Source organism: Chlamydia crocodili (assembly GCF_018343815.1).
GTDB lineage: Bacteria > Chlamydiota > Chlamydiia > Chlamydiales > Chlamydiaceae > Chlamydia > Chlamydia crocodili.
Map to the genome: position 1 here is coordinate 738,837 of NZ_CP060791.1, position 20,089 is coordinate 758,925.

The window sequence follows — 20,089 nt, forward strand, 5'->3', positions numbered from 1 at the left end:
TCTATGGCAAGTAAAGATAATTCTTCTGTACCCAGTCCTAACTGGGTATACCCTAAGCAGGATCCTGCATTGCTTTCTACAGTTATAAAGGAATTGCATCTTCATCCGATAGCCGCACAGATCTTTATTTCTCGAGGATTTCAAACTGTGAATGAAGTCCGGGATTTTCTTTATGTACATCTAGATAATCTTCATGATCCAGAACTCTTGCTTGATATGTCCAAGGCTATAGAGCGTTTGCTTCTTGCTAAAGAACGCAATGAGCATGTCATGATTTATGGTGATAGTGATGTTGATGGAATGACAGGGGTTGCTCTTCTCGTAGAGTTTTTAAGATCTATAGATATGAAAGTCAGCTACTGCTTTTTGGGAGCTCTACTAAAACACCACGGAGAACCCTCCTCACTGATTGCTAGAATGAAAGAGGAGAATGTCTCATTACTGATTACAGTAGATTGTGGGATCACCGCGGGAAAAGAAGTCAGCGATATCAATAAGCAGGGGATTGATGTGATTATAACAGATCATCATATGCCCACGGGTAAAATTCCTCATTGCATAGCAACATTAAACCCTAAATTAAGAGATCGTGCCTATCCCAATAAAGAATTAACAGGTGTAGGCGTCGCGTTTAAGCTCGCGCGCGGTGTCCTTAATGCATTAAAGAAAAAAAACCCGAAATTAAAAATAGATATTAAACATCTGTTGGATTTAGTGACTTTAGGGACAGTGACTGATGTGGGGACTCTTTTAGGAGAAAATCGTACTATGGTACGCCATGGCATTAAAGAGATAGCTAATAGTTCGCGATTAGGTCTTCATAAATTATGTCTTCTTGCTGGAGTAAAGCCTTCAGAAGTTACCTCAACTGATATTGTTTTGAAAATAGCTCCAAAATTGAACAGCTTGGGTAGGCTTTCTGATGCTTCCAAGGGTGTTGAACTTTTACTTACCGAAGATCCAGAAGCCGCCGATGAGATAATCCAGTACCTTGATAAGATAAATAGAGAACGGCAGAAGATAGAAGCTGATGTTTTCCATGATGTACAAAAAATCTTAAAAAATAAACCCGAGATAGTTAAGCAGGCTGCTATTGTATTATCCTCTCAAGATTGGCACTCAAGGGTTATTCCGATCATTTCTGCACGTCTAGCTAAAGCTTATAATAAACCTGTGGCTATTATTTCTAATCAAGGAGGTATAGGGAAAGGATCATTGAGGACTATAGGTTCTTTTCCTCTTCTTGGTATATTACAGAAATGTGCGTCTTTGTTTGTATCTTATGGAGGGCATGATTTTGCTGCGGGGATCATCATTAATGAAGATCAAATAGAAGTTTTTAGAAAGAAGTTCATTCATCTTGTGAACTCATCGTTAAAAAAGGATAAGGCGGTTCTTACTTTGCCTCTCGATGCTCGAGCTGATTTTGACGAGATAGACCATGATTTATTATCTTCTATAGATCTTTTTGAGCCTTTTGGGAAAGGTAACCCCGTCCCAGTATTTTATACTGTAGTGCATCAGGTGCGTTATCCAAAGTTATTGCCGGGGAACCATCTCAAGCTTTATCTCAGTCGTGGAGAAAGGAATTTAGAAGGTATTGCTTTCGGATTGGGGGATAGGATAGATGCTCTCAAAGCTAATTGGAATAAGCCTTTAGAACTTGCTTATACGCCACGTTTGTCTCAATCTTCTAACGGAGGAGTTATTCATTTACTAGTTCGAGATTTCCGCATTCTTCCATTAAATTATAAAGACACCAACATCGAGTTTTAATTCTTTGGATGCAAAGACAGCATTCTTTAGATTCTCCTATTTCCTAATACTTTTTTCTTGAGTTTTTCTACAGGCTTGTTTTAAATGGTTCACCCAATTTTATTGATGGATGGGTGTCCTCTCAAATTTATTTTCTCCGGATATTTTGGCTAATGAAAACAACTTAATGCTTCGGCACAACAGTTTTTCTAGGAACATCTCATAGAAAGAGATAAAGTAGCCAAGGGTTCGAAACAATTTTATAGTAATTCCTGAAGGTGGTTTTGACGATTTTTTTATGGAGCTGTAAGTATGATAAAGGATGAAATTCTTTATATTTTTTATTTTAAAATTATTCCTGATAATAAGAAGTGTTTAATTTAAAATAGCAGAATAGAAACATTTTCTTTGTTTTATTCCATGTTTTTTTTTAAAATGTTTACTTTTAACTCCCATATTTGCAGCAGATATGTTCTCAGTTACCCAATCATCTGTTATAGGTAATCCCCTGTTCACGATGAACCCAAAACCTGAAATTTTTATGTTTTCCTCAGAAGCTGCTCGTAAAGCATATGAGAGGAGAGCGCAGTGTCCTTTACTGTACAATTTAATCGATGTTATCTGTGAAGTTGTTAAGTTAATTTTTCGCATTATTTTGCTTATTCCTGTTGGATTATTTTGGATATTGGGGAAAATTTGTCAGAATGTGTTGCTTCCCGCAGCCGGAGGTGCATTTTCAGGACAATTATGCTGTGTGAAAAGGTTATTACAAGAAGCCTTTCACATTCGTGTAGGTTATTGGGTAGATAGTGGCTATGTGAGTTCTGTAGAACGTGTTCCTATTCAAAATGATGATTTATTCATTGATACCCTCCGTATTGAATTTCCTAACGCTAAGAAAGATAGATGGATGCTTATTTCCCTAGGAAATAGCGAATGTTTTGAAAACAGAGCTATTCTTCGTCGGGGTGATGATTGGATGTTGAATGTAGCAAAGCAATCACAAGCTAATGTTTTAGTATTTAACTATCCTGGAGTGATGCATAGCAAAGGTCCTATTTCGCGAGAATCTTTAGGAAAAGCTTATCAGGCATGTGTTCATTATCTTCGTGATCATCCTGGGGGGCCGAAAGCAAAGCAAATCATTGCTTACGGCTATTCTTTAGGAACATTAGTACAAGCTCTGGGATTAAGTAAGGAAATTACTGATGGGAGTGATGGGGTTAGTTGGTTTGTCGTTAAAGACCGTGGGCCAAAGTCTGTTTCAGCAGTAGCATCTCAATGGGTAGGGAAATTAGGTCAATGGGTGATAGAATTATTGGGTTGGGAGATCAATTCAGCAAAATATAGTGAGTCTCTTGTTTGCCCCGAATTATTTATACATGGGGTAAATAGTCAATCTCAGTTAATAGGCGACGGTTTGTTCAATAGAAATAATTGTTTTGCAGCACCGTTTTTAGATTCCAATACCTCTAATCTTCCTGGAAAGAAAATTTCTATGGGAGAATATCTTCTAGTACATCAGGGTGTTCTTCAGGAGACAACTGTGAGGAAGATAGTTGAACACATCACAGATCACTTTGATTCCGAAGATCTGACTGAAACACTAGGTTCTAGGGAATAACTTCGATGATGCGAAAGCGTATTTTGGCTCAATAGAGAATCTTTTACGTAAAAGATTCTCTATGGCACTGTTGTCTCTGCCTTGAATTTGTCTTCAAATTAAGGATACTAGTACGCATAAAGCTACTGAGATACAAAATGCGATTCAGAATAACTTACTACTATAGTTGAATAGACTCTTGAAAATAGTCAGACAAGCTAATGGAGAAAAAATGAACGCTATTACGATAAAATCTGGTTTTTTCTGACCTATCTATTTGATTTTCAGAAGGGTTGAGATAGTTATTTTCAAATAACTATGTAAAGACTGTTGAATTTAGGAGGAATAAGATTCGTCCCGCTCTTCCTAAAATTTTTCCATTTTAACAAGTGTTTTAGGAGAAAGGGTTTGTAGTTGCGCAAACCAATGTCTCTAAGATCTCTATGTTTTAATGTTAAGAAATATTAATAAATTGAAGGAGTTATTTGGTTTTATTAAGATTTAAACCAAAAACATCAACTTTGTATTAACAAAAAATCTTGATTAATAAAGCTTTTCTTAGGAAAATACTTATTTAAAAATTTCTAAAAATTAAGGAAGAACTACTAACTATTAAGGTTGTTTTAATTCTAGAATATGTTGAGGGGGGAGGTTTGCTAACGTATGGAATGCATACAACATGAAAGCTGTTTCGATTTAGATGACAGAGAAGATGCACAGCAACTTGAGGTACAAGAAGGAACCGAGATGGTTTCTATTACACAGGCTGCAAAATTGCATAATGTGACACGTCAAGCAATTTACGTGGCAATCAAACAAAAGAAACTAAGGGCTTCTAAAACAACCCGATGGGAAATTGATCTTAAGGATTTGGAAGACTACAAGCGTAACCGTTATTCGAGAAAAAAGTCCCTTTATCAAGGTGAACTACTCTTTGATAACGATAGAGGATATTATTCTGTAAATCAGGTGGCTGATATGCTAGGAATTCCTGTGCAGAAAGTTTATTATGCTACGCGTACAGGAACTATGCGAGGAGAGCGTAAAGGTGCTGCTTGGGTTATCAGTCAATCAGAGATCGATAGATATAAGAGCGATTATTTGAATAAGCAAACAGCGAAGAAAATAAAAGATGCTGCGGTTGAACAAGCTACAGCTACTCCAGAGGATATTGTTTCTTCCGGAACCCTCTTATTTGAGAACGACTAGTTCGTATTTATCTTCTTTTGCCCCTTAGCTTAGCTATTGCTTTTATCTCTTTCGCCCTTCTAATACCTCGTATTTTTTTTATTTTCTATTTATAGCAGATAGATTAAGTCTGCGTGTAAATTTTCATAGAAACTCTGTAGCTTTACTTAGGGATGCAGAGTTTATTTTTTTGCTCGCTTCTAATTTGGTTAATAGAGACGCCCAGAGAGAATTTCTCTTGAAGAAATAAGTAGGTTCAAGGTATCAAGTCTCTTTCGTCTTAGGATTAAAAAAGAATGGCTTGGGAAAACGTACGTGTTAGAGTTGCGCCGTCGCCTACGGGGGATCCCCATGTAGGGACAGCCTATATGGCTTTGTTTAACGAAATCTTTGCAAAACGATTCAACGGAAAGATGATCTTGAGAATCGAGGATACGGATCAAACACGTAGCCGTGACGATTACGAGAGGAATATTTTCTCCGCTCTTGAGTGGTGTGGTATTCAATGGGATGAGGGACCAGATGTTGGCGGTCCTTATGGACCCTATAGACAATCAGAGCGCACAGAAATCTATCGAGAGTATGCCGAGCTTCTTTTAAAAACAGATTACGCTTATAAATGCTTTGCTACGCCCAAAGAGCTTGAGGAAATGCGAGCTGTTGCCACTACTTTGGGATATCGTGGAGGGTATGATCGCCGTTATCGTTATCTTTCTCCAGAAGAAATAGAAGCTCGGACACGAGAGGGTCAGCCTTATACCATTCGATTAAAAGTTCCTCTTACCGGTGAATGTATTCTTGAAGACTATTGCAAGGGCAGAGTTGTTTTCCCTTGGGCAGATGTTGACGATCAAGTTCTTATGAAATCCGATGGTTTCCCCACATATCACTTCGCTAACGTGGTAGACGACCATCTTATGGGTATTACACATGTTCTTCGTGGAGAAGAATGGCTGAGTTCCACTCCTAAACACCTGCTTCTTTATGAAGCCTTCGGTTGGGAACCACCTACATTCTTACATATGCCATTACTCCTCAACCCGGATGGAACAAAGCTATCTAAAAGAAAGAATCCTACTTCGATCTTTTATTATCGTGATGCCGGATATATCAAAGAAGCCTTTATGAATTTCCTTACTCTCATGGGCTATAGCATGGAAGGAGATGAAGAGGTGTATTCTTTAGCGAAGCTTATTGAGAATTTTGATCCTAAGCGGATTGGAAAATCTGGAGCGGTTTTTGATACCCGCAAGCTAGATTGGATGAATAAGCACTACCTAAATCATGAGGGATCACCAGAAAGTCTATTAGCTAGACTGAAAGACTGGTTAATCAATGATGGGTTTTTCTTAAAAATTCTTCCCCTATGTCAATCTCGGATTGCGACACTTGCAGAATTTGTAGGACTAACAGAATTTTTCTTTTCAGTTCTTCCTGAGTATTCAAAGGAAGAGCTTTTACCGGCAGCAATTTCTGAAGAGAAGGCTGCTATCGTTTTTTACAGCTATGTAAAGTACTTAGAAAAAGCTGATTTATGGGTTAAGGATCAGTTTTATTTGGGTTCTAAATGGCTTTCAGAGGCTTTTCAATTAAACCATAAGAAAGTAATTATACCACTTCTTTATGTGGCTATTACTGGGAAAAAACAGGGATTACCCTTGTTTGACTCTATGGAGTTGTTGGGGAAACCTCGTACACGTATGCGCATGGTTCACGCACAAAATCTTCTTGGGGGAGTCCCTAAGAAGATTCAAACAGCTATTGATAAGGTTCTTAAAGAAGAAGATTTTGAAAGCAAGATCCTAGAATTTTAGTTCTACAGAGTGGCAAGGCTCTTACTATTTAGAGTTTGCAAGATAAAACTATATATTTTGTGGATAAGATGCTTGAAATACTGACTTAGCTAGGGAGAACTCTAAAGAGTTTGCCTGCTTAGTCAGAGGAATACGTCCTTGTGCAAGAATGTAGCTACGAGGAGGGGGAGCATAGGAACAGCTGGAAACAAACAGAGATGTGAAGAAAACCATATGTAAAAAAGAAAATCTTTTCATCTCTCAACTCCCTATTTGTTTAAATGTTAGAACAACATTTGTTTTATTATCTATTAATTAATAGTATTGTTTTTACAACAAAGATACAATCTTTTGATAACCAGGGGTTTAGGGTGCATAAAAAATTCCTGTTCATTAATATGCCGAACATAAGTTATTCATAATAACCCTCTTCTGGCTTCCTCTATAATACAGTCTTATTTGATGAACTTACTTTAGTTAATACTCTAGTTTTGTTTTTGCTATCAGAAAAATAATTAGTTTAAGAAAAATATAAATAGAAAAAAGAATTGATAAAATTTTTATTTTCTATTGTAATATTGTTCATGGGAAAGTGCTTTATTAATTATTAAAAATTGAAAGGGTTTTTTAATAAGAAATCAAGCGCGTTAAGTTTTCTAATTAGAAAGGAGTTATAAACTTATGAAGAAAGCTGTTTTACTAGCTGCAGTATGTTGTGGTGTTGTTGGCTTAAGTAGCTGCTGCCGTATCGTAGATTGCTGTTTTGAAGATCCTTGTGCACCTAAGTCCTGCAATCCTTGCAACGCTTTCAACAAGAAAGACAACGCATGCAGTCCTTGCGGTACCTATACACCTTCTTGCTCCAAGCCTTGTGGCTCTGAGTGTAGTCCAGGAGTTCAAGGGCCTCAAGCTAAAGGTTGTACATCTCCAGACGGTAGATGCAAACAATAAGTAACGGTTCTTAACTATTTACTTAAATTGGTTAGGTAGTTAGGAGGTAAATTATTTCCCTGCTAACTGCCTTTATGAAAATAAACTTAAATGTTGAGGGTAAGAGTTCGTAACTTTCTACCCGATGGCAGAAGAAAAAATAACACACGCGATAGGAGATCCCTATGTCCAAACTCATCAGACGAGTAGTTACGGTCCTCGCGCTAACTAGTATGGCGAGTTCATTTGCCAGCGGGAAGATAGAGGCCGCTGCTGCAGAGTCTCTTGCTACAAGATTTATTGCTAATGCTGACACCTCAGATGACAATATCTTGCAGACAACAGCCAAGAAAATTAGATTTGGCCGTAATAAAAATCAAAAACAAGAACAAAAAAATAATGGCCCTTGCTGTGATAAAGAATTTTATCCTTGTCAAGATGGCTCATGCCAATCATCAGTAGATACAAAACAAGAGTCTTGCTACGGCAAAATGTATTGTGTGCGTGTTAATGATGATTGTAACGTTGAAATTAGCCAAGCTGTACCTGAATATGCAACAGTAGGATCTCCTTATCCTATTGAAATTCTTGCTGTAGGTAAAAAAGATTGCGTTAATGTCGTTATCACTCAACAACTTCCTTGTGAAGTTGAATTTGTAAGCAGTGATCCTGCTACAACACCTACTTCCGATAGTAAATTGATTTGGACAATTGATCGCTTAGGTCAAGGTGAGAAATGTAAAATTACTGTTTGGGTAAAACCTCTTAAAGAAGGTTGCTGCTTCACAGCTGCTACTGTATGTGCTTGCCCAGAGCTTCGCTCTTATACCAAATGCGGACAACCTGCTATTTGCATTAAGCAAGAAGGCCCTGATTGCGCTTGCTTACGTTGCCCAGTTTGTTACAAAATCGAAGTTTGCAACACAGGTTCTGCTATAGCTCGCGGTGTTGTGGTTGATAACCCAGTACCCGACGGTTATACTCATGCTTCAGGACAACGCGTTCTTTCCTTTAACCTAGGAGATATGCGTCCTGGTGATTTTAAATCATTCACTGTAGAATTTTGTCCTCAAAAAAGAGGAAAAGTTACTAACGTTGCTACCGTATCTTACTGCGGAGGACATAAATGTTCTGCCAATGTAACTACTGTTATTAACGAGCCTTGTGTACAAGTAAATATCTCTGGAGCTGACTGGTCTTATGTATGTAAGCCTGTAGAATACACAATTGTTGTATCTAACCCAGGTGATCTTAAACTTTACGATGTTGTTATAGAAGATACAGCACCATCAGGAGCTACAATTTTAGAAGCTGCTGGAGCTGAAATTTGCTGTAACAAAGCTGTATGGTGCATTAAAGAAATGTGCCCAGGAGAAACTCTCCAGTTTAAGGTTGTTGCTAAAGCTCAAAGCCCAGGAAAATTCACAAATCAAGTTTCAGTAAGAACAAATTCTGATTGTGGATCATGCACTTCTTGCGCAGAAGTTACAACTCATTGGAAAGGTCTCGCAGCTACTCATATGTGCGTCATCGATACCAATGACCCTATTTGTGTAGGTGAAAATACCGTATACCGTATTTGTGTAACCAACCGCGGTTCTGCAGAAGATACTAACGTTTCATTAATCCTTAAGTTTTCTAAGGAATTGCAACCAGTTTCTTCTTCAGGTCCAACAAAAGGAACTATTACAGGTAATACAGTAGTATTTGATGCGTTACCTAAACTAGGTTCTAAAGAATCTGTAGAGTTTTCTGTAACATTGAAAGGGGTTGCTCCTGGAGATGCTCGCGGAGAAGCTATTCTTTCTTCAGATACTTTAACAGTACCTGTAGCAGATACGGAAAACACACACGTTTATTAATCCTTTTAAATTCCTTTAAAAGTTCTTAAACGAAAAAGCCGTCCTAGATTTTATCTGGGGCGGTTTTTTTTGTTTTCTGCCTATTAAGAATTTTTTGAATTTCTTGGAGGCCCGTCTTTATAAAATCTAAAAAAATTCAATTAAAAATTTTAATTAATACCGGAGTTGGTTAAACTTTTTCGTCTTACGTGTTTAGAGAAGGAGTTTAACATGACAACAGGTGTATCAAATAGCAGCGATGTCTTAGTCGATCTAATCAAGCCAGGATTAGAGGATGTAATGAAAGACGAAACAGTCCAGGTAACTTTGATTAATTCCGTATTGGGATGGTGCAAAGTACATATAGTTGATCCAGTAAGAACATCAAAAATTGTACAATCGAGAGCATTTCAAATTACGATGATCGTGCTAGGAGTTATCCTACTTGTTGCTGGTTTGGCTTTAACTTTTGTACTGCAAGGTCAGCTTGGCAAAAATGCCTTCTTATTCTTAATCCCTGCGGTTATCGGTTTGATTAAACTTCTAACAACCTCAGTGTTTATGGAACAGCCTTGTACTCCAGAAAAATGGCGTTTATGCAAACGTCTTTTAGCAACAACTGAAGATATTCTAGATGATGGGAAAATTAACCAATCAAATACGATTTTCACTACGGAAAGTACTGATGCAACGAGTACATCTACATCTAGTTAAAACGGAATAGTCATTAACTTTGTAACATCTTGAGACATTAGGAGGCATTTAGCCTCCTAAAGAAATGGCAGACTTACCGTGTCTTAAAAGAATCATATCTTTTAAAATATTCACAGATTCTTCCATTTGTAAATCATTGCTTCCAAAAGGTCGAACTGCATCTGAGGGATCTTTTAGTTCGTCTAAAAAGATCTTATAGTTTTTATTTTCACTTAGTCGTTGTTTACTGTTTGCAGTTAACTGAGGAAGCATCTCTCTCCACACAGTCTCTTCTTTCTGTAAATTTGGAGTATAGTACTTTTGAAACCATGGACGCATATGGGAGTCCAGATCTCCTAAATTATCATTCATCACATTGTCACAGCTATCCGCAGGTAGGGGATGTTCTAGATAACGTTCTCCTAAAGGTTCTTCAAAATAGCGCGAAGCGATATGGATATCAGAGCGCACACCTTGAAGTTGTGTAGACTTTCCAGAAGGAGAGTAGTATTTCCCTACAGTAACTTTGAAGAATCCCTCTTTATCAGAATCTGCAGTAATTGTTTGATGTTGGATTGTCCCTTTCCCATAAGTCTGTTCATCACCAACAATTATAGCTACGCCATAATCTTGTAACGTTTGAGCAACAATTTCTGCAGCAGATGCGGAACTTTTCGAAACAAGAATGGTTAAAGGACCGTCATAGAATTTCTTAGGAGACACCGTACGGTAACGTTTGATACTGCCATCTGCATATCGGGATACAACGACAACTCCGTTAGTCATAAACAATCCTGAAACTTTAATTGCTTGCGAGAGAAAACCTCCTGTATTCTCTCGGATGTCTAAAACTAGCCCTAGGAGATTCTTGTCTTGTAGACCTTGAATCGCTCGTTTTAGATCTTGTTCACTAGAGATTTGATTTTCACCCTCATAAAAAGAATGTAGAGTGATCTTTCCAATAACCCCGTTACCATAAGACTCATAGGAAACATCTACACGACGATCATCTAAACTGATCTTTTCACGTCTTAATTTCACCGTACGGTTTTGCTCTTGACTATGCACATCTAAGATGACTTCAGAGTCTCGAGAACCTCTAAGACAGTCTAGTACAGCTCTAAAGGGAAGATTCTCTATACTTCTACCATCAACACGATAAATTACATCATCAATATGCAAGTCGCCAGATTTGTCCGCGGGTCCTCCAGGAATAATCTCTTTTACAATAACTCCATCGATATCTTCTTTTAGGATTACACCAATTCCACACATTCCTTTTTCCAATTGAATGCGCATAGCAAGGGCTTCATCTTTACTAAAGTATGTTGTATGGGCATCCAGACTGTGAGCCATAGCCTTGACGACACGAACATGGAAGTGATGAGACTCCTCTTGAGGTGACATGGGGTTTCCATAATCATTGATGCCTAAATAAGGGTTCTCATATGCTTCGAGTTGACGTACACAGAGACTGGTTAAAGAGGCTTCCTTTCCTTGATATCTATCTCTGGAACTATCCGATAGATATACAGAAATATAGGAGAGGAGTAAAGAACGCTGCCTCTCTTTTACCTCTTGGGTAGACTGTGCCCATTGCTTAGGTTTTCTAATAAGTACATGTGTGGAGGCTTCTTTAACCAAGGTCTCGGGATCAGATAGCCATTCAGTTCGCCACTGACGTGCTCGAATAATGCTATCTTTAACTACACGATTTAAATTCTGATACACCGAAAAATTATTTGTTTTATAATTTTTCAATAGGCGCTTTTTGATGTCTGTAGATTGGATAAAATTACTTACTTCTTGTTCTGTAAGATAAGCTTTGTGAGGATCAAATGATTGGGAGTATCCTATTAATGAGCGTATGAGAATATCAGAAGAGATGTCTTGCACATCCACATGATATTCAATTAGCTTATCAACAGTTTTCCGGATGTCTTCTTCATGCAGTAATTCAGAAGCAAAAGAGAGACTAGGGAAGCATGTTAGAACAAGAGCGCAAAGACGTAGTATTTTTATCATTACAAATATCTTTGTTGATCACGGATACTCGTAACATCGACAAAAAATCCTCGGGCTTGAGCGAAGATTTTCAATCTCAAAAAAAAACTATTTAGAATAAACAGGTTGGTAAAAAAAAATATTCTTTCTAAGATGGCGGAGCGAAGGGACGTAATGTGTTAAACACATCACAAAGGGTGTTGATCAATAGTATTCCGGCTGCAATGAAAACTAAGAAGGAACCAATAACAAAGTAGGCTCCGGAAAAAGGTAGTGTTGCTTGGGGAAGGAAACTTAAACCAGAAAAAATCAAAGCAAGAATTAAAAATACAGCAGCCATTGCAATCATCACAACATTACGCGAAGAAGCGTACACTTGTTGTTGATAATCTGTGCGTAAAGAATTGACTGGAATTTCCGTGTTCATGGGTTCCCTTCGACCTAAAGAACAAATATTATAAAAAAAATGACATAAGAAAACACTTAAAATAAAAGTTTTAAATCTAATATTGCAACTTAGATTGTTTTTGAGATTCTTTTATGCATTATCTTTATTTTTTCGCATTGATAGCTTCTTTCTTAATTCCTGGAGCCCTTCCTTGTGCATACGCTGAAGATTTTCCTTGGATAGCACCTAAATCTCTTGCCATACTCGGTAGCCCTTTTATTGATGTCGTCCTCGATGTTCACGGAGAATTTATTGAAAGTTGCAATTTGAAAATCGGGGAGATACAGACTATAAGTGCTTCTGATGTGAAAAAAATTTTTTTTATGTATAAAGGAGTTTTTCCAGAAAATCCTATCCGAGTGACAAGGAAGGAGCCTCTAAGTCTTACAGAAGATCAGCTCGCAAACCTGGGTATCACGAGTTTGCGTAACGGAAATCCTTACTTTAATTATCTAAAACAGACGGAATATGGCCCCGCATTTAATGAATTAGATCAATTTCGTCTAGTCTTGCGTTGTCCGAATCAAGAAGATACTTTATGTTATTTTCTTCAAAACGTTCCCGAATGTTCAACAGAACTGTGTCTATCGCCAGACGGGGGCTATGCTCTGATTGATAGTGAATTGTTCATTTCTGGCTGCTGTATAGAGAGTTTTTTAAAAAAGACTGGAAGCCAGGCGCAGAAAATCATGCTTGATCTCAATAACTCACGCATTGCTTATGAGTTTAGAGATCGGATTTGGTCATTGTTACCCCACGTAAACGTTCTTTTTTTGTCTGAGAGTTCAATAGAAGCTTTAACTGGTATTTCGAATGCGACTATAGCAAGACGTTTGCTTTCTCGTGTTATCCCTATGATATTCGTACAAAATGTATCCGAAAATGAATCGTATATTTATTTTATCCAAAACGGAAAAGAAACAGCTTATTGTTCAAAACAAGATCTCCAGCAAATAGTTTTGGGATTTCTTTTTGGTTATATTAACAATAATGTAGTAGATTATTGTTTTCACTCTGCTGATCTTTTGATTGATAATGCCTAATTTCTTCTCCTATGAAGGTGAAGACTCGTTTTTTTTCAATTCTAAAACTGAAAAATAAGTTTTTCATATTAGAATGATTTTTTTGAATATCAGATGATTATATGCTGATTCCCATCTAAAAATAAGCCCTTGCAAACAAAGGGATCCTTACTCTATATTTTCCCCCTTATAGTAGTTAGGTTGAATTGAGAAGGATACATGCCAACCATTAATCAATTAATACGTAAAAAGCGTCAATCTAGCGCGTCTAGAAAGAAATCTCCAGCCTTGCAGAAATGTCCACAGAGACGTGGTGTATGCCTACAAGTGAAGACAAAGACTCCTAAAAAGCCGAACTCAGCTTTGCGTAAAGTTGCCTGGGTGCGCTTGTCTAACGGCCAAGAAGTCATCGCTTACATTGGTGGTGAAGGCCATAATTTACAAGAGCACAGCATTGTTTTGGTTCAAGGCGGCAGGGTTAAAGATTTGCCCGGTGTTCGTTATCATATTGTTCGTGGAGCTCTAGACTGTGCTGCTGTCAAAAATAGAAAACAAAGCCGTTCTCGATACGGAGCAAAGCGTCCTAAGTAGGACTATTCTTTATTTAGGAATGAGAAGTTAGAGGTTAATTTATATGTCAAGACGACATGCCGCTGAGAAGAAAGTAATTCCAGCAGATCCCATCTATGGAAGCGTAACCCTAGAAAGGTTCATTAATAAAGTTATGATGCATGGGAAAAAAAGCATCGCTAGGAAGATAGTTTATTCTGCTTTAGATAGATTTTCTAAGAAAATAGGAGCGGAGAATGTGCTAGAGGCTTTTGAAGAAGCCTTGGAAAATGCAAAGCCTTTGCTTGAAGTTCGCTCTCGTCGTGTTGGTGGAGCTACATATCAAGTTCCTGTAGAAGTTGCTTCGGGACGAAGAGACTGTTTGGCTATGCAATGGATTATTAAACACGCTAGAGCAAAGCCTGGAAAATCTATGGAGATGGGATTAGCAACTGAGCTCATTGATTGTTTCAATAAACAGGGAGCTACTATTAAAAAACGTGAAGATACCCACCGTATGGCTGAAGCTAATAAAGCATTTGCTCATTATAAGTGGTAAAATAATATTTAATCTCGGTTTGGAAGAGGCATAACAAGTTCATGAGTGATCAGGAATTCGATTTAAGCAAAATTAGAAACATCGGTATCATGGCACATATCGATGCGGGAAAAACGACAACTACAGAAAGAATTCTTTATTACGCTGGAAGAACTCATAAAATTGGTGAGGTTCATGAAGGCGGAGCTACCATGGACTGGATGGAACAGGAGCAAGAAAGAGGTATTACTATTACCTCTGCTGCAACAACTGTTTTCTGGCTAGATTGTAAAATCAATATTATTGACACTCCTGGACACGTGGACTTCACTATTGAAGTTGAGAGATCTCTTCGTGTTTTAGACGGTGCCGTAGCTGTATTTGATGCAGTGTCTGGAGTTGAGCCTCAATCAGAGACTGTGTGGAGACAAGCGAATAAGTACGGTGTTCCCCGGATTGCTTTCGTAAATAAAATGGATCGCATGGGTGCGGATTACTTTGCGGCCGTAGAATCTATGAAAGAAAAACTTGGTGCTAATGCCATTCCTGTGCACTGTCCTATTGGCGCTGAAAGCCAATTTGTTGGAATGGTGGATCTGATTTCGCAAAAGGCTCTATATTTTCTAGATGAAACTCTAGGTGCTAAGTGGGAAGAACGAGAAATTCCTGAAGAACTTAAAGAGAAATGTGCAGAACTTCGGTATGCACTTCTTGAAGAACTTGCTACAGTAGATGAAAGTAATGAAGCTTTCATGATGAAAGTTCTCGAAGATCCAAATTCTATTACCGAAGAAGAAATCCATGATGCGATGCGCAAAGGGGTTATTGAAAATAAGATCAATCCCGTATTGTGTGGAACTGCCTTTAAGAATAAAGGTGTCCAGCAGCTTCTCAATGTTATTGTAAGATGGTTGCCTTCACCTAAAGATCGTGGTGTAATCCATGGAATTAATCTAAAGAACAACGAAGAAGTTCATTTAGAACCTAGAAAAGACGGCCCTCTAGCTGCTCTTGCGTTCAAAATTATGACAGACCCCTATGTTGGTCGTATCACCTTTATCCGTATCTATTCAGGAACTCTTAAAAAGGGTTCAGCTATTCTTAACTCCACTAAGGATAAAAAAGAGCGGATTTCTCGTTTATTAGAGATGCACGCTAATGAAAGAACCGATAGAGACGAATTTACCGTTGGGGATATCGGTGCTTGTGTAGGTTTAAAATATTCAGTTACAGGGGATACGCTTTGCGACGATAATCAGGAAATTGTTCTTGAGCGTATTGAAATTCCTGAACCTGTGATTGATATGGCTATTGAGCCAAAATCTAAGGGAGATAGAGAGAAATTAGCTCAAGCATTGAGTGCTCTTTCCGAGGAAGATCCTACTTTCCGCGTTACTTCAAACGAGGAGACAGGACAAACAATTATTTCTGGGATGGGTGAGCTACATTTAGATATTCTTCGCGATCGTATGATTCGCGAATTTAAAGTGGAAGCTAATGTTGGCAAGCCTCAAGTTTCTTATAAAGAAACAATTACCAAGAATGGCAAAAGCGAAACAAAATACGTGAAACAGTCTGGTGGTCGTGGACAATATGCTCACGTTTGCCTCGAGATTGAGCCAAATGAACCAGGGAAGGGCAATGAAGTTGTCAGCAAAATTGTTGGCGGTGTTATTCCTAGAGAATATATCCCAGCAGTTATGAAAGGTGTAGAAGAAGGCTTAAATACAGGTGTTCTTGCTGGTTATGGTTTGGTAGATGTTAAGGTCAACATTGTGTTTGGATCATATCACGAGGTAGATTCCAGTGAAATGGCATTTAAAATATGCGGTTCAATGGCTGTGAAAGAAGCTTGCAGAAAAGCCACTCCGGTGATTCTAGAACCTATTATGAAAGTTGCGGTAACGACTCCTGAGGATCATTTAGGAGATGTTATTGGTGATTTGAATCGTCGTCGTGGAAAAATCTTAGGCCAGGAATCTTCACGAGGTATGGCACAAGTAAATGCCGAGGTTCCTTTAAGTGAAATGTTTGGATACACAACATCTTTAAGATCCTTGACTTCCGGAAGAGCAACATCAACAATGGAACCAGCCTTCTTTGCTAAGGTTCCTCAAAAAATTCAAGAAGAGATTGTTAAGAAGTAAGGAATATATGAAGCAGCAAAAACAGAAAATTCGTATTCGTCTGAAAGGATTCGATCAGGGACAGCTAGATCGATCAACCGCAGATATTGTTGAGACTGCTAAAAGAACAGGCGCTCGTGTAGCAGGTCCTATTCCTTTGCCTACGAAGAGGGAAGTGTACACTGTGTTGCGTTCTCCTCACGTAGACAAGAAGTCTAGGGAGCAGTTTGAAATTCGTACGCATAAGCGTTTAATAGATATCTTAGATCCTACAGGAAAAACTATAGATGCCCTAAAAATGTTAGCTCTTCCAGCAGGAGTTGATATTAAGATCAAGGCTGCATAGGTTAAATTGACTCGGCCATGCATTTAGTAGAGAAATTTAAGGCTCAGAGGGTTTCTCTTCTCTCACGAGAGCTCATTTCTTGTTGCGATTCTACCATTGCTTCTTTTGATGCAGGCCATGTCTATCAATTATTTCTTAGTACAACAGATTCTAATCTACCTTATAAGGTAGGGGATTCTTTGGGCGTATTCCCAAAGAATCCTATAAGTGTTGTTGAGAAGATTCTCGAATGTTTAAGTTATTCTCCAAAACAACTGGTACAGACTCGAGAATCCTCTCACGTTACCTTCTATGACTTCTTAAGATGCTACGCAAATGTAGATAAACTTCCTGCGAAGCTTAGGTCCTTTTTCCCTGATACAGAAGATTCTATAAATTTTTATGATGCTATACAGAAATATAAACCTAGTATCCCTATAGAGCTATTTGTACAAAGTGTCTTACCTCTACTACCTCGCTTTTATTCGATAGCCTCTGCTCCACATCCTCAGGAAAAAAAAATAGAACTGCTAGTTAGGCTTGTAAGTTATCCTGGGGAGTATGAGCAGCGTCATGGAGTGTGTTCTTTCTTTTTATGTAAGGAATTAGAGCTAGATGAGAGCTGTTATGCATACGTACAGCCTACCAAACATTTTACCATTGGGGATTACATTCATAATAAACCCATTGTCATGATCGGCTCAGGAACCGGAATAGCTCCATATAAAGGTTTCTTACAACAGCGTATTTACAATAAAGATCCAGGAACGAACTTACTCTTTTTTGGAGAACGATTTGAGAAGGCGAATTTCTATTATCAAGATTTTTGGAAACAAGCTATTGAAAACCAGTTGTTGCAGCTTTTTTTAGCTTTTTCTCGCGATGGGGATCAGAAGATCTATGTACAAGATCTACTCAGAAAAGAGGCGGATACGGTCTTAAAAGCATATGAAGGGGGGGCGTATTTCTTTGTTTGTGGAAGTAAGGTTTTGGGAAGTGAAGTTAAAAAGACTCTAGAAGATATTTTGGGGAAAGATAAGCTCTCCCAATTGAAGGAAGAGCGTCGTTATGTTATCGATGTCTATTAATTGCAATACTCCATAACTGTGAGTACGCAAAAACATTGTACACCATCACCACAGCCAAAATCACTCAAACCTTCCCCAGAGGTTGCAGTAATGCCTACGGATCCTAGAGGAATATTTAAAGCAGAGGCAATACTTTGTCTCATAGCAGAGAGTTTTGGAAGAAATTTAGGACGATTTCCTTCAATAGTAATAGCTACATGAGAAATCATTTGGTTCGATTTTAAGGATTTTATAGCTTCGGATAAATACACACTACTGTCGGTAATACCACGAGTATGGAAAAGTTCATCGGCAACTTCTCCTAATATGATTCTATGAGTTACAGAAGAGATGGCGTTGCAAATAGCGTGGAAGACAATATCGCCATCAGAATTTGCTTGGAAACCAGGACTATTTTCAAAGATTACCCCAGCTAAAGTGCAGGGTTTTGCAGAACTTTCGGAAAGGAAACGATGGCTATCTTGCCCGATTCCTACACGATAAATCCATTGCGGTTTAGGCAAAGGAGAGTCATTTTCTGCGTTCATATTTATTGTACCGTTTTAATATTCCTTATTTTGAGATCGTCGCTCTTTAATTGGGATGTAAAATCGCCGTAGGCTCAATTTTACCGTGGTTGAGAATCTCGTGAGAAAATATACAAAATAATCAGAATTCACGCACCTATACATACATAAAAATTCTTCTATGTAAGAGTTGACCAGTCTGTAAAAATATTATTTTAATCTTTTAAAGATATATTTTTAATTTATATAAAAATAGATAAGGTGATTTATTTTTAATATAGAAAGGTTAATAATGTTATAATTTTTTATTATAACACAGATTTTAATTAGAGTTATGCAGATTAGATTCGAGACAAATCAGGATTTTGACGATAGAGTAGGACAAATATTTCCTAGAAGTTGTTATATGTTATTTCCTAGAGATGATGAAGGTATATGGGATATCTCTTATGATTGGGATTTAACGAATCCTACGGCTTTGAAAAATTCAGCTTTAGCAGTGATTCCTGTGATTGGTTCAATCATTGGGTTAATCAAGTTATTCAGCGTATGGTCTGTCAATCTACGCGGCGAAAGTAAAAGAAAAATACTTGTTTATACAGTCACCGGATTAATGGAATTTTGTGGTCTAGGGATTGTTACCTTAGTGCTAAAAATTCTTTGTTTATTTTTTAAAATTATTTTTTCTAGAAATAGAAGAGAGCAAATTCTTCCTGAATATCCTCAAGATCGCAGTCATGCATCTTCCGGTCTGATTTTTTCGTAAACTCTTTGATTAGAGTTTATGTTCTTAGAAATATCATTGCTTTAAAGCGAATATTTCCCTATGATAACCTACTGAAATGGCTGGATAGCTCAGTTGGTAGAGCAGAGGATTGAAGATCCTTGTGTCGTCGGTTCGACCCCGGCTCCGGCCATACTCGGTTAACGTTCAACGTGTCTAGTTTTTCTTGGAAAACTAAAATCAAGGACTTTGTATTTTTTTATAATTTCAGGGTTTGCTAAAGTATTTGGCAAATCTATTGAGTCCTAAGCACAGAATAAAGAATCATAAGGAAAGAATTAATGAAGTCTTACGCGATAATTCAGACCGGAAGCAAGCAATATCAGGTTACTGAAGGGGATGTAATTGACGTCGAATTGTTAGACGGCGTTTCCGAGGGACAAGAAGTTGTTTTCGATCAAGTGTTGTTTACTTTTGATGGATCTAAAGTTTCTTTAGGGACTCCTACGGTAAAGAATGCTGTAGTAAAAGGTCAGTTGCTTTCTCGAGTTCGTGGAGAAAAAGTAACGGCCTATAAATACAAAAGACGTAAAAATTATCATCGTAAGACTGGTCACCGTCAGAATTACCTTAGAGTAAAAATTAGTAATCTAGTGATGTAATCGACTGGTGGATAACTAAAGGATTTTGAAATGGCACATAAGAAAGGTCAGGGAGCAAGCCGTAACGGTCGCGATTCAGAGTCAAAGCGTCTCGGTATGAAAGTAGGCGCAGGACAAAGAGTTTCCACGGGAAGTATTCTTGTAAGACAAAGAGGCACTAAGTGGCATCCTTCACAAAATGTAGGTAGAGGTCGTGACGATACTTTATTTGCTTTGATAGACGGCATTGTTGTCACTAAGAAGACAGATCGTACATATATTTCTGTTCTTCCAGAATAGGTCTTAAAAGGCTCT

At 37.9% G+C, this 20,089-nt stretch carries 20 protein-coding genes and 1 tRNA gene; 17 read left to right on the plus strand and 4 right to left on the minus strand.

Going from position 1 to position 20,089, the window contains the following annotated elements; translation table 11 throughout:
• Window positions 1-3: 3 nt before the first annotated feature.
• The 4 genes from recJ to gltX all read left to right on the plus strand — a co-directional run bounded on the left by recJ (window position 4) and on the right by gltX (window position 6,360).
• Window positions 4-1,776, plus strand: a complete 1,773-nt coding sequence (recJ, locus tag H9Q19_RS03345; protein WP_213240289.1) for a single-stranded-DNA-specific exonuclease RecJ — start codon at window positions 4-6, stop codon at window positions 1,774-1,776.
• Between the two features lie 496 nt (window positions 1,777-2,272).
• Window positions 2,273-3,379, plus strand: a complete 1,107-nt coding sequence (locus tag H9Q19_RS03350) for a CPn0927/CPn0928 family alpha/beta hydrolase fold protein (RefSeq protein WP_213240291.1) — start codon at window positions 2,273-2,275, stop codon at window positions 3,377-3,379.
• A 642-nt stretch (window positions 3,380-4,021) separates the two neighbouring features.
• Complete coding sequence (locus tag H9Q19_RS03355) at window positions 4,022-4,567, plus strand: helix-turn-helix domain-containing protein (RefSeq protein WP_213240293.1); 546 nt, start codon at window positions 4,022-4,024, stop codon at window positions 4,565-4,567.
• A gap of 275 nt (window positions 4,568-4,842) precedes the next feature.
• A complete protein-coding gene (gene gltX / locus H9Q19_RS03360) occupies window positions 4,843-6,360 on the plus strand; it encodes a glutamate--tRNA ligase (RefSeq protein ID WP_213240295.1) in 1,518 nt (505 codons plus the stop codon).
• A 48-nt stretch (window positions 6,361-6,408) separates the two neighbouring features.
• Here gltX and H9Q19_RS03365 read toward each other — a convergent pair whose 3' ends face one another.
• Window positions 6,409-6,597 (minus strand): hypothetical protein, encoded by a 189-nt coding sequence (locus H9Q19_RS03365; RefSeq protein ID WP_213240297.1) that lies wholly within the window; start codon window positions 6,595-6,597, stop codon window positions 6,409-6,411.
• Between the two features lie 423 nt (window positions 6,598-7,020).
• On the opposite strand from H9Q19_RS03365, the gene H9Q19_RS03370 reads away from it, so the two are divergent.
• The 3 genes from H9Q19_RS03370 (at window position 7,021) to H9Q19_RS03380 (ending at window position 9,824) form a co-directional block, all read left to right on the plus strand.
• A complete protein-coding gene (locus tag H9Q19_RS03370; RefSeq protein ID WP_213240299.1) occupies window positions 7,021-7,290 on the plus strand; it encodes a small cysteine-rich outer membrane protein in 270 nt (89 codons plus the stop codon).
• A 164-nt stretch (window positions 7,291-7,454) separates the two neighbouring features.
• Window positions 7,455-9,131 (plus strand): outer membrane complex protein OmcB, encoded by a 1,677-nt coding sequence (gene omcB, locus H9Q19_RS03375; protein WP_213240301.1) that lies wholly within the window; start codon window positions 7,455-7,457, stop codon window positions 9,129-9,131.
• Window positions 9,132-9,341: 210 nt separating this feature from the next.
• Entirely contained in the window at window positions 9,342-9,824 is a 483-nt protein-coding gene (locus H9Q19_RS03380) for a cysteine-rich outer membrane protein (protein WP_213240304.1), read from the plus strand.
• Window positions 9,825-9,872: 48 nt separating this feature from the next.
• Here the strand turns inward: H9Q19_RS03380 and tsp are convergent, their stop codons facing one another.
• On the minus strand, window positions 9,873-11,828 hold the full coding sequence (gene tsp, locus H9Q19_RS03385) for a tail-specific protease Tsp (RefSeq protein WP_213240306.1): 1,956 nt from the start codon (window positions 11,826-11,828) through the stop codon (window positions 9,873-9,875).
• A gap of 127 nt (window positions 11,829-11,955) precedes the next feature.
• Complete coding sequence (locus H9Q19_RS03390; protein ID WP_213240308.1) at window positions 11,956-12,234, minus strand: hypothetical protein; 279 nt, start codon at window positions 12,232-12,234, stop codon at window positions 11,956-11,958.
• A 113-nt stretch (window positions 12,235-12,347) separates the two neighbouring features.
• Between H9Q19_RS03390 and H9Q19_RS03395 the strand changes: the two genes are divergently transcribed.
• From H9Q19_RS03395 to H9Q19_RS03420, 6 genes are all read left to right on the plus strand, one after another.
• The gene (locus tag H9Q19_RS03395) at window positions 12,348-13,298 is read left to right on the plus strand and encodes a carbohydrate kinase family protein (protein WP_213240310.1); all 951 of its coding nucleotides are present in this window, start codon (window positions 12,348-12,350) and stop codon (window positions 13,296-13,298) included.
• A 198-nt stretch (window positions 13,299-13,496) separates the two neighbouring features.
• Window positions 13,497-13,868 (plus strand): 30S ribosomal protein S12, encoded by a 372-nt coding sequence (gene rpsL / locus H9Q19_RS03400; RefSeq protein ID WP_006342868.1) that lies wholly within the window; start codon window positions 13,497-13,499, stop codon window positions 13,866-13,868.
• A 43-nt stretch (window positions 13,869-13,911) separates the two neighbouring features.
• On the plus strand, window positions 13,912-14,385 hold the full coding sequence (rpsG, locus tag H9Q19_RS03405) for a 30S ribosomal protein S7 (protein ID WP_213240312.1): 474 nt from the start codon (window positions 13,912-13,914) through the stop codon (window positions 14,383-14,385).
• 41 nt (window positions 14,386-14,426) lie between these two features.
• Entirely contained in the window at window positions 14,427-16,511 is a 2,085-nt protein-coding gene (fusA, locus tag H9Q19_RS03410) for an elongation factor G (RefSeq protein WP_213240314.1), read from the plus strand.
• A 7-nt stretch (window positions 16,512-16,518) separates the two neighbouring features.
• Window positions 16,519-16,836 carry a 30S ribosomal protein S10 gene (rpsJ, locus tag H9Q19_RS03415; protein ID WP_006342871.1) on the plus strand — a complete coding sequence of 106 codons (318 nt, stop codon included), beginning with the start codon at window positions 16,519-16,521 and terminating at the stop codon, window positions 16,834-16,836.
• Window positions 16,837-16,853: 17 nt separating this feature from the next.
• The gene (locus tag H9Q19_RS03420) at window positions 16,854-17,903 is read left to right on the plus strand and encodes a ferredoxin reductase domain-containing protein (protein WP_213240316.1); all 1,050 of its coding nucleotides are present in this window, start codon (window positions 16,854-16,856) and stop codon (window positions 17,901-17,903) included.
• Here the strand turns inward: H9Q19_RS03420 and ispF are convergent.
• Window positions 17,900-18,430: a 2-C-methyl-D-erythritol 2,4-cyclodiphosphate synthase gene (gene ispF / locus H9Q19_RS03425; RefSeq protein ID WP_213240318.1), complete on the minus strand. Its 531-nt coding sequence runs from the start codon at window positions 18,428-18,430 to the stop codon at window positions 17,900-17,902. The two genes, H9Q19_RS03420 and ispF, sit on opposite strands and share 4 nt — an antisense overlap.
• 313 nt (window positions 18,431-18,743) lie before the next feature.
• Here ispF and H9Q19_RS03430 point away from each other — a divergent pair, with 313 nt between their 5' ends.
• The 4 genes from H9Q19_RS03430 (at window position 18,744) to rpmA (ending at window position 20,074) form a co-directional block, all read left to right on the plus strand.
• Window positions 18,744-19,175, plus strand: coding sequence for a hypothetical protein (locus tag H9Q19_RS03430; protein ID WP_213240320.1), 432 nt, complete (start codon window positions 18,744-18,746; stop codon window positions 19,173-19,175).
• Between the two features lie 78 nt (window positions 19,176-19,253).
• Window positions 19,254-19,326, plus strand: a tRNA-Phe gene (locus tag H9Q19_RS03435).
• Window positions 19,327-19,474: 148 nt separating this feature from the next.
• Window positions 19,475-19,795, plus strand: a complete 321-nt coding sequence (rplU, locus tag H9Q19_RS03440) for a 50S ribosomal protein L21 (RefSeq protein ID WP_213240322.1) — start codon at window positions 19,475-19,477, stop codon at window positions 19,793-19,795.
• Window positions 19,796-19,825: 30 nt separating this feature from the next.
• On the plus strand, window positions 19,826-20,074 hold the full coding sequence (gene rpmA, locus H9Q19_RS03445) for a 50S ribosomal protein L27 (RefSeq protein ID WP_117273882.1): 249 nt from the start codon (window positions 19,826-19,828) through the stop codon (window positions 20,072-20,074).
• Window positions 20,075-20,089: the final 15 nt, after the last annotated feature.

What these genes read in the sequence shown, in the direction of transcription:
- rpsL (WP_006342868.1), top strand. Translation starts at nt 13,497, where the DNA reads ATGCCAACCATTAATCAATTAATACGTAAAAAGCGTCAATCTAGCGCG.
- tsp (WP_213240306.1), bottom strand. Translation starts at nt 11,828, where the DNA reads ATGATAAAAATACTACGTCTTTGCGCTCTTGTTCTAACATGCTTCCCT.
- H9Q19_RS03430 (WP_213240320.1), top strand. Translation starts at nt 18,744, where the DNA reads ATGCAGATTAGATTCGAGACAAATCAGGATTTTGACGATAGAGTAGGA.
- rplU (WP_213240322.1), top strand. Translation starts at nt 19,475, where the DNA reads ATGAAGTCTTACGCGATAATTCAGACCGGAAGCAAGCAATATCAGGTT.
- H9Q19_RS03355 (WP_213240293.1), top strand. Translation starts at nt 4,022, where the DNA reads ATGGAATGCATACAACATGAAAGCTGTTTCGATTTAGATGACAGAGAA.
- ispF (WP_213240318.1), bottom strand. Translation starts at nt 18,430, where the DNA reads ATGAACGCAGAAAATGACTCTCCTTTGCCTAAACCGCAATGGATTTAT.
- gltX (WP_213240295.1), top strand. Translation starts at nt 4,843, where the DNA reads ATGGCTTGGGAAAACGTACGTGTTAGAGTTGCGCCGTCGCCTACGGGG.
- rpsJ (WP_006342871.1), top strand. Translation starts at nt 16,519, where the DNA reads ATGAAGCAGCAAAAACAGAAAATTCGTATTCGTCTGAAAGGATTCGAT.
- H9Q19_RS03370 (WP_213240299.1), top strand. Translation starts at nt 7,021, where the DNA reads ATGAAGAAAGCTGTTTTACTAGCTGCAGTATGTTGTGGTGTTGTTGGC.
- H9Q19_RS03365 (WP_213240297.1), bottom strand. Translation starts at nt 6,597, where the DNA reads ATGAAAAGATTTTCTTTTTTACATATGGTTTTCTTCACATCTCTGTTT.
- H9Q19_RS03380 (WP_213240304.1), top strand. Translation starts at nt 9,342, where the DNA reads ATGACAACAGGTGTATCAAATAGCAGCGATGTCTTAGTCGATCTAATC.
- rpmA (WP_117273882.1), top strand. Translation starts at nt 19,826, where the DNA reads ATGGCACATAAGAAAGGTCAGGGAGCAAGCCGTAACGGTCGCGATTCA.
- omcB (WP_213240301.1), top strand. Translation starts at nt 7,455, where the DNA reads ATGTCCAAACTCATCAGACGAGTAGTTACGGTCCTCGCGCTAACTAGT.
- H9Q19_RS03395 (WP_213240310.1), top strand. Translation starts at nt 12,348, where the DNA reads ATGCATTATCTTTATTTTTTCGCATTGATAGCTTCTTTCTTAATTCCT.
- fusA (WP_213240314.1), top strand. Translation starts at nt 14,427, where the DNA reads ATGAGTGATCAGGAATTCGATTTAAGCAAAATTAGAAACATCGGTATC.
- rpsG (WP_213240312.1), top strand. Translation starts at nt 13,912, where the DNA reads ATGTCAAGACGACATGCCGCTGAGAAGAAAGTAATTCCAGCAGATCCC.
- recJ (WP_213240289.1), top strand. Translation starts at nt 4, where the DNA reads ATGGCAAGTAAAGATAATTCTTCTGTACCCAGTCCTAACTGGGTATAC.
- H9Q19_RS03420 (WP_213240316.1), top strand. Translation starts at nt 16,854, where the DNA reads ATGCATTTAGTAGAGAAATTTAAGGCTCAGAGGGTTTCTCTTCTCTCA.
- H9Q19_RS03350 (WP_213240291.1), top strand. Translation starts at nt 2,273, where the DNA reads ATGAACCCAAAACCTGAAATTTTTATGTTTTCCTCAGAAGCTGCTCGT.
- H9Q19_RS03390 (WP_213240308.1), bottom strand. Translation starts at nt 12,234, where the DNA reads ATGAACACGGAAATTCCAGTCAATTCTTTACGCACAGATTATCAACAA.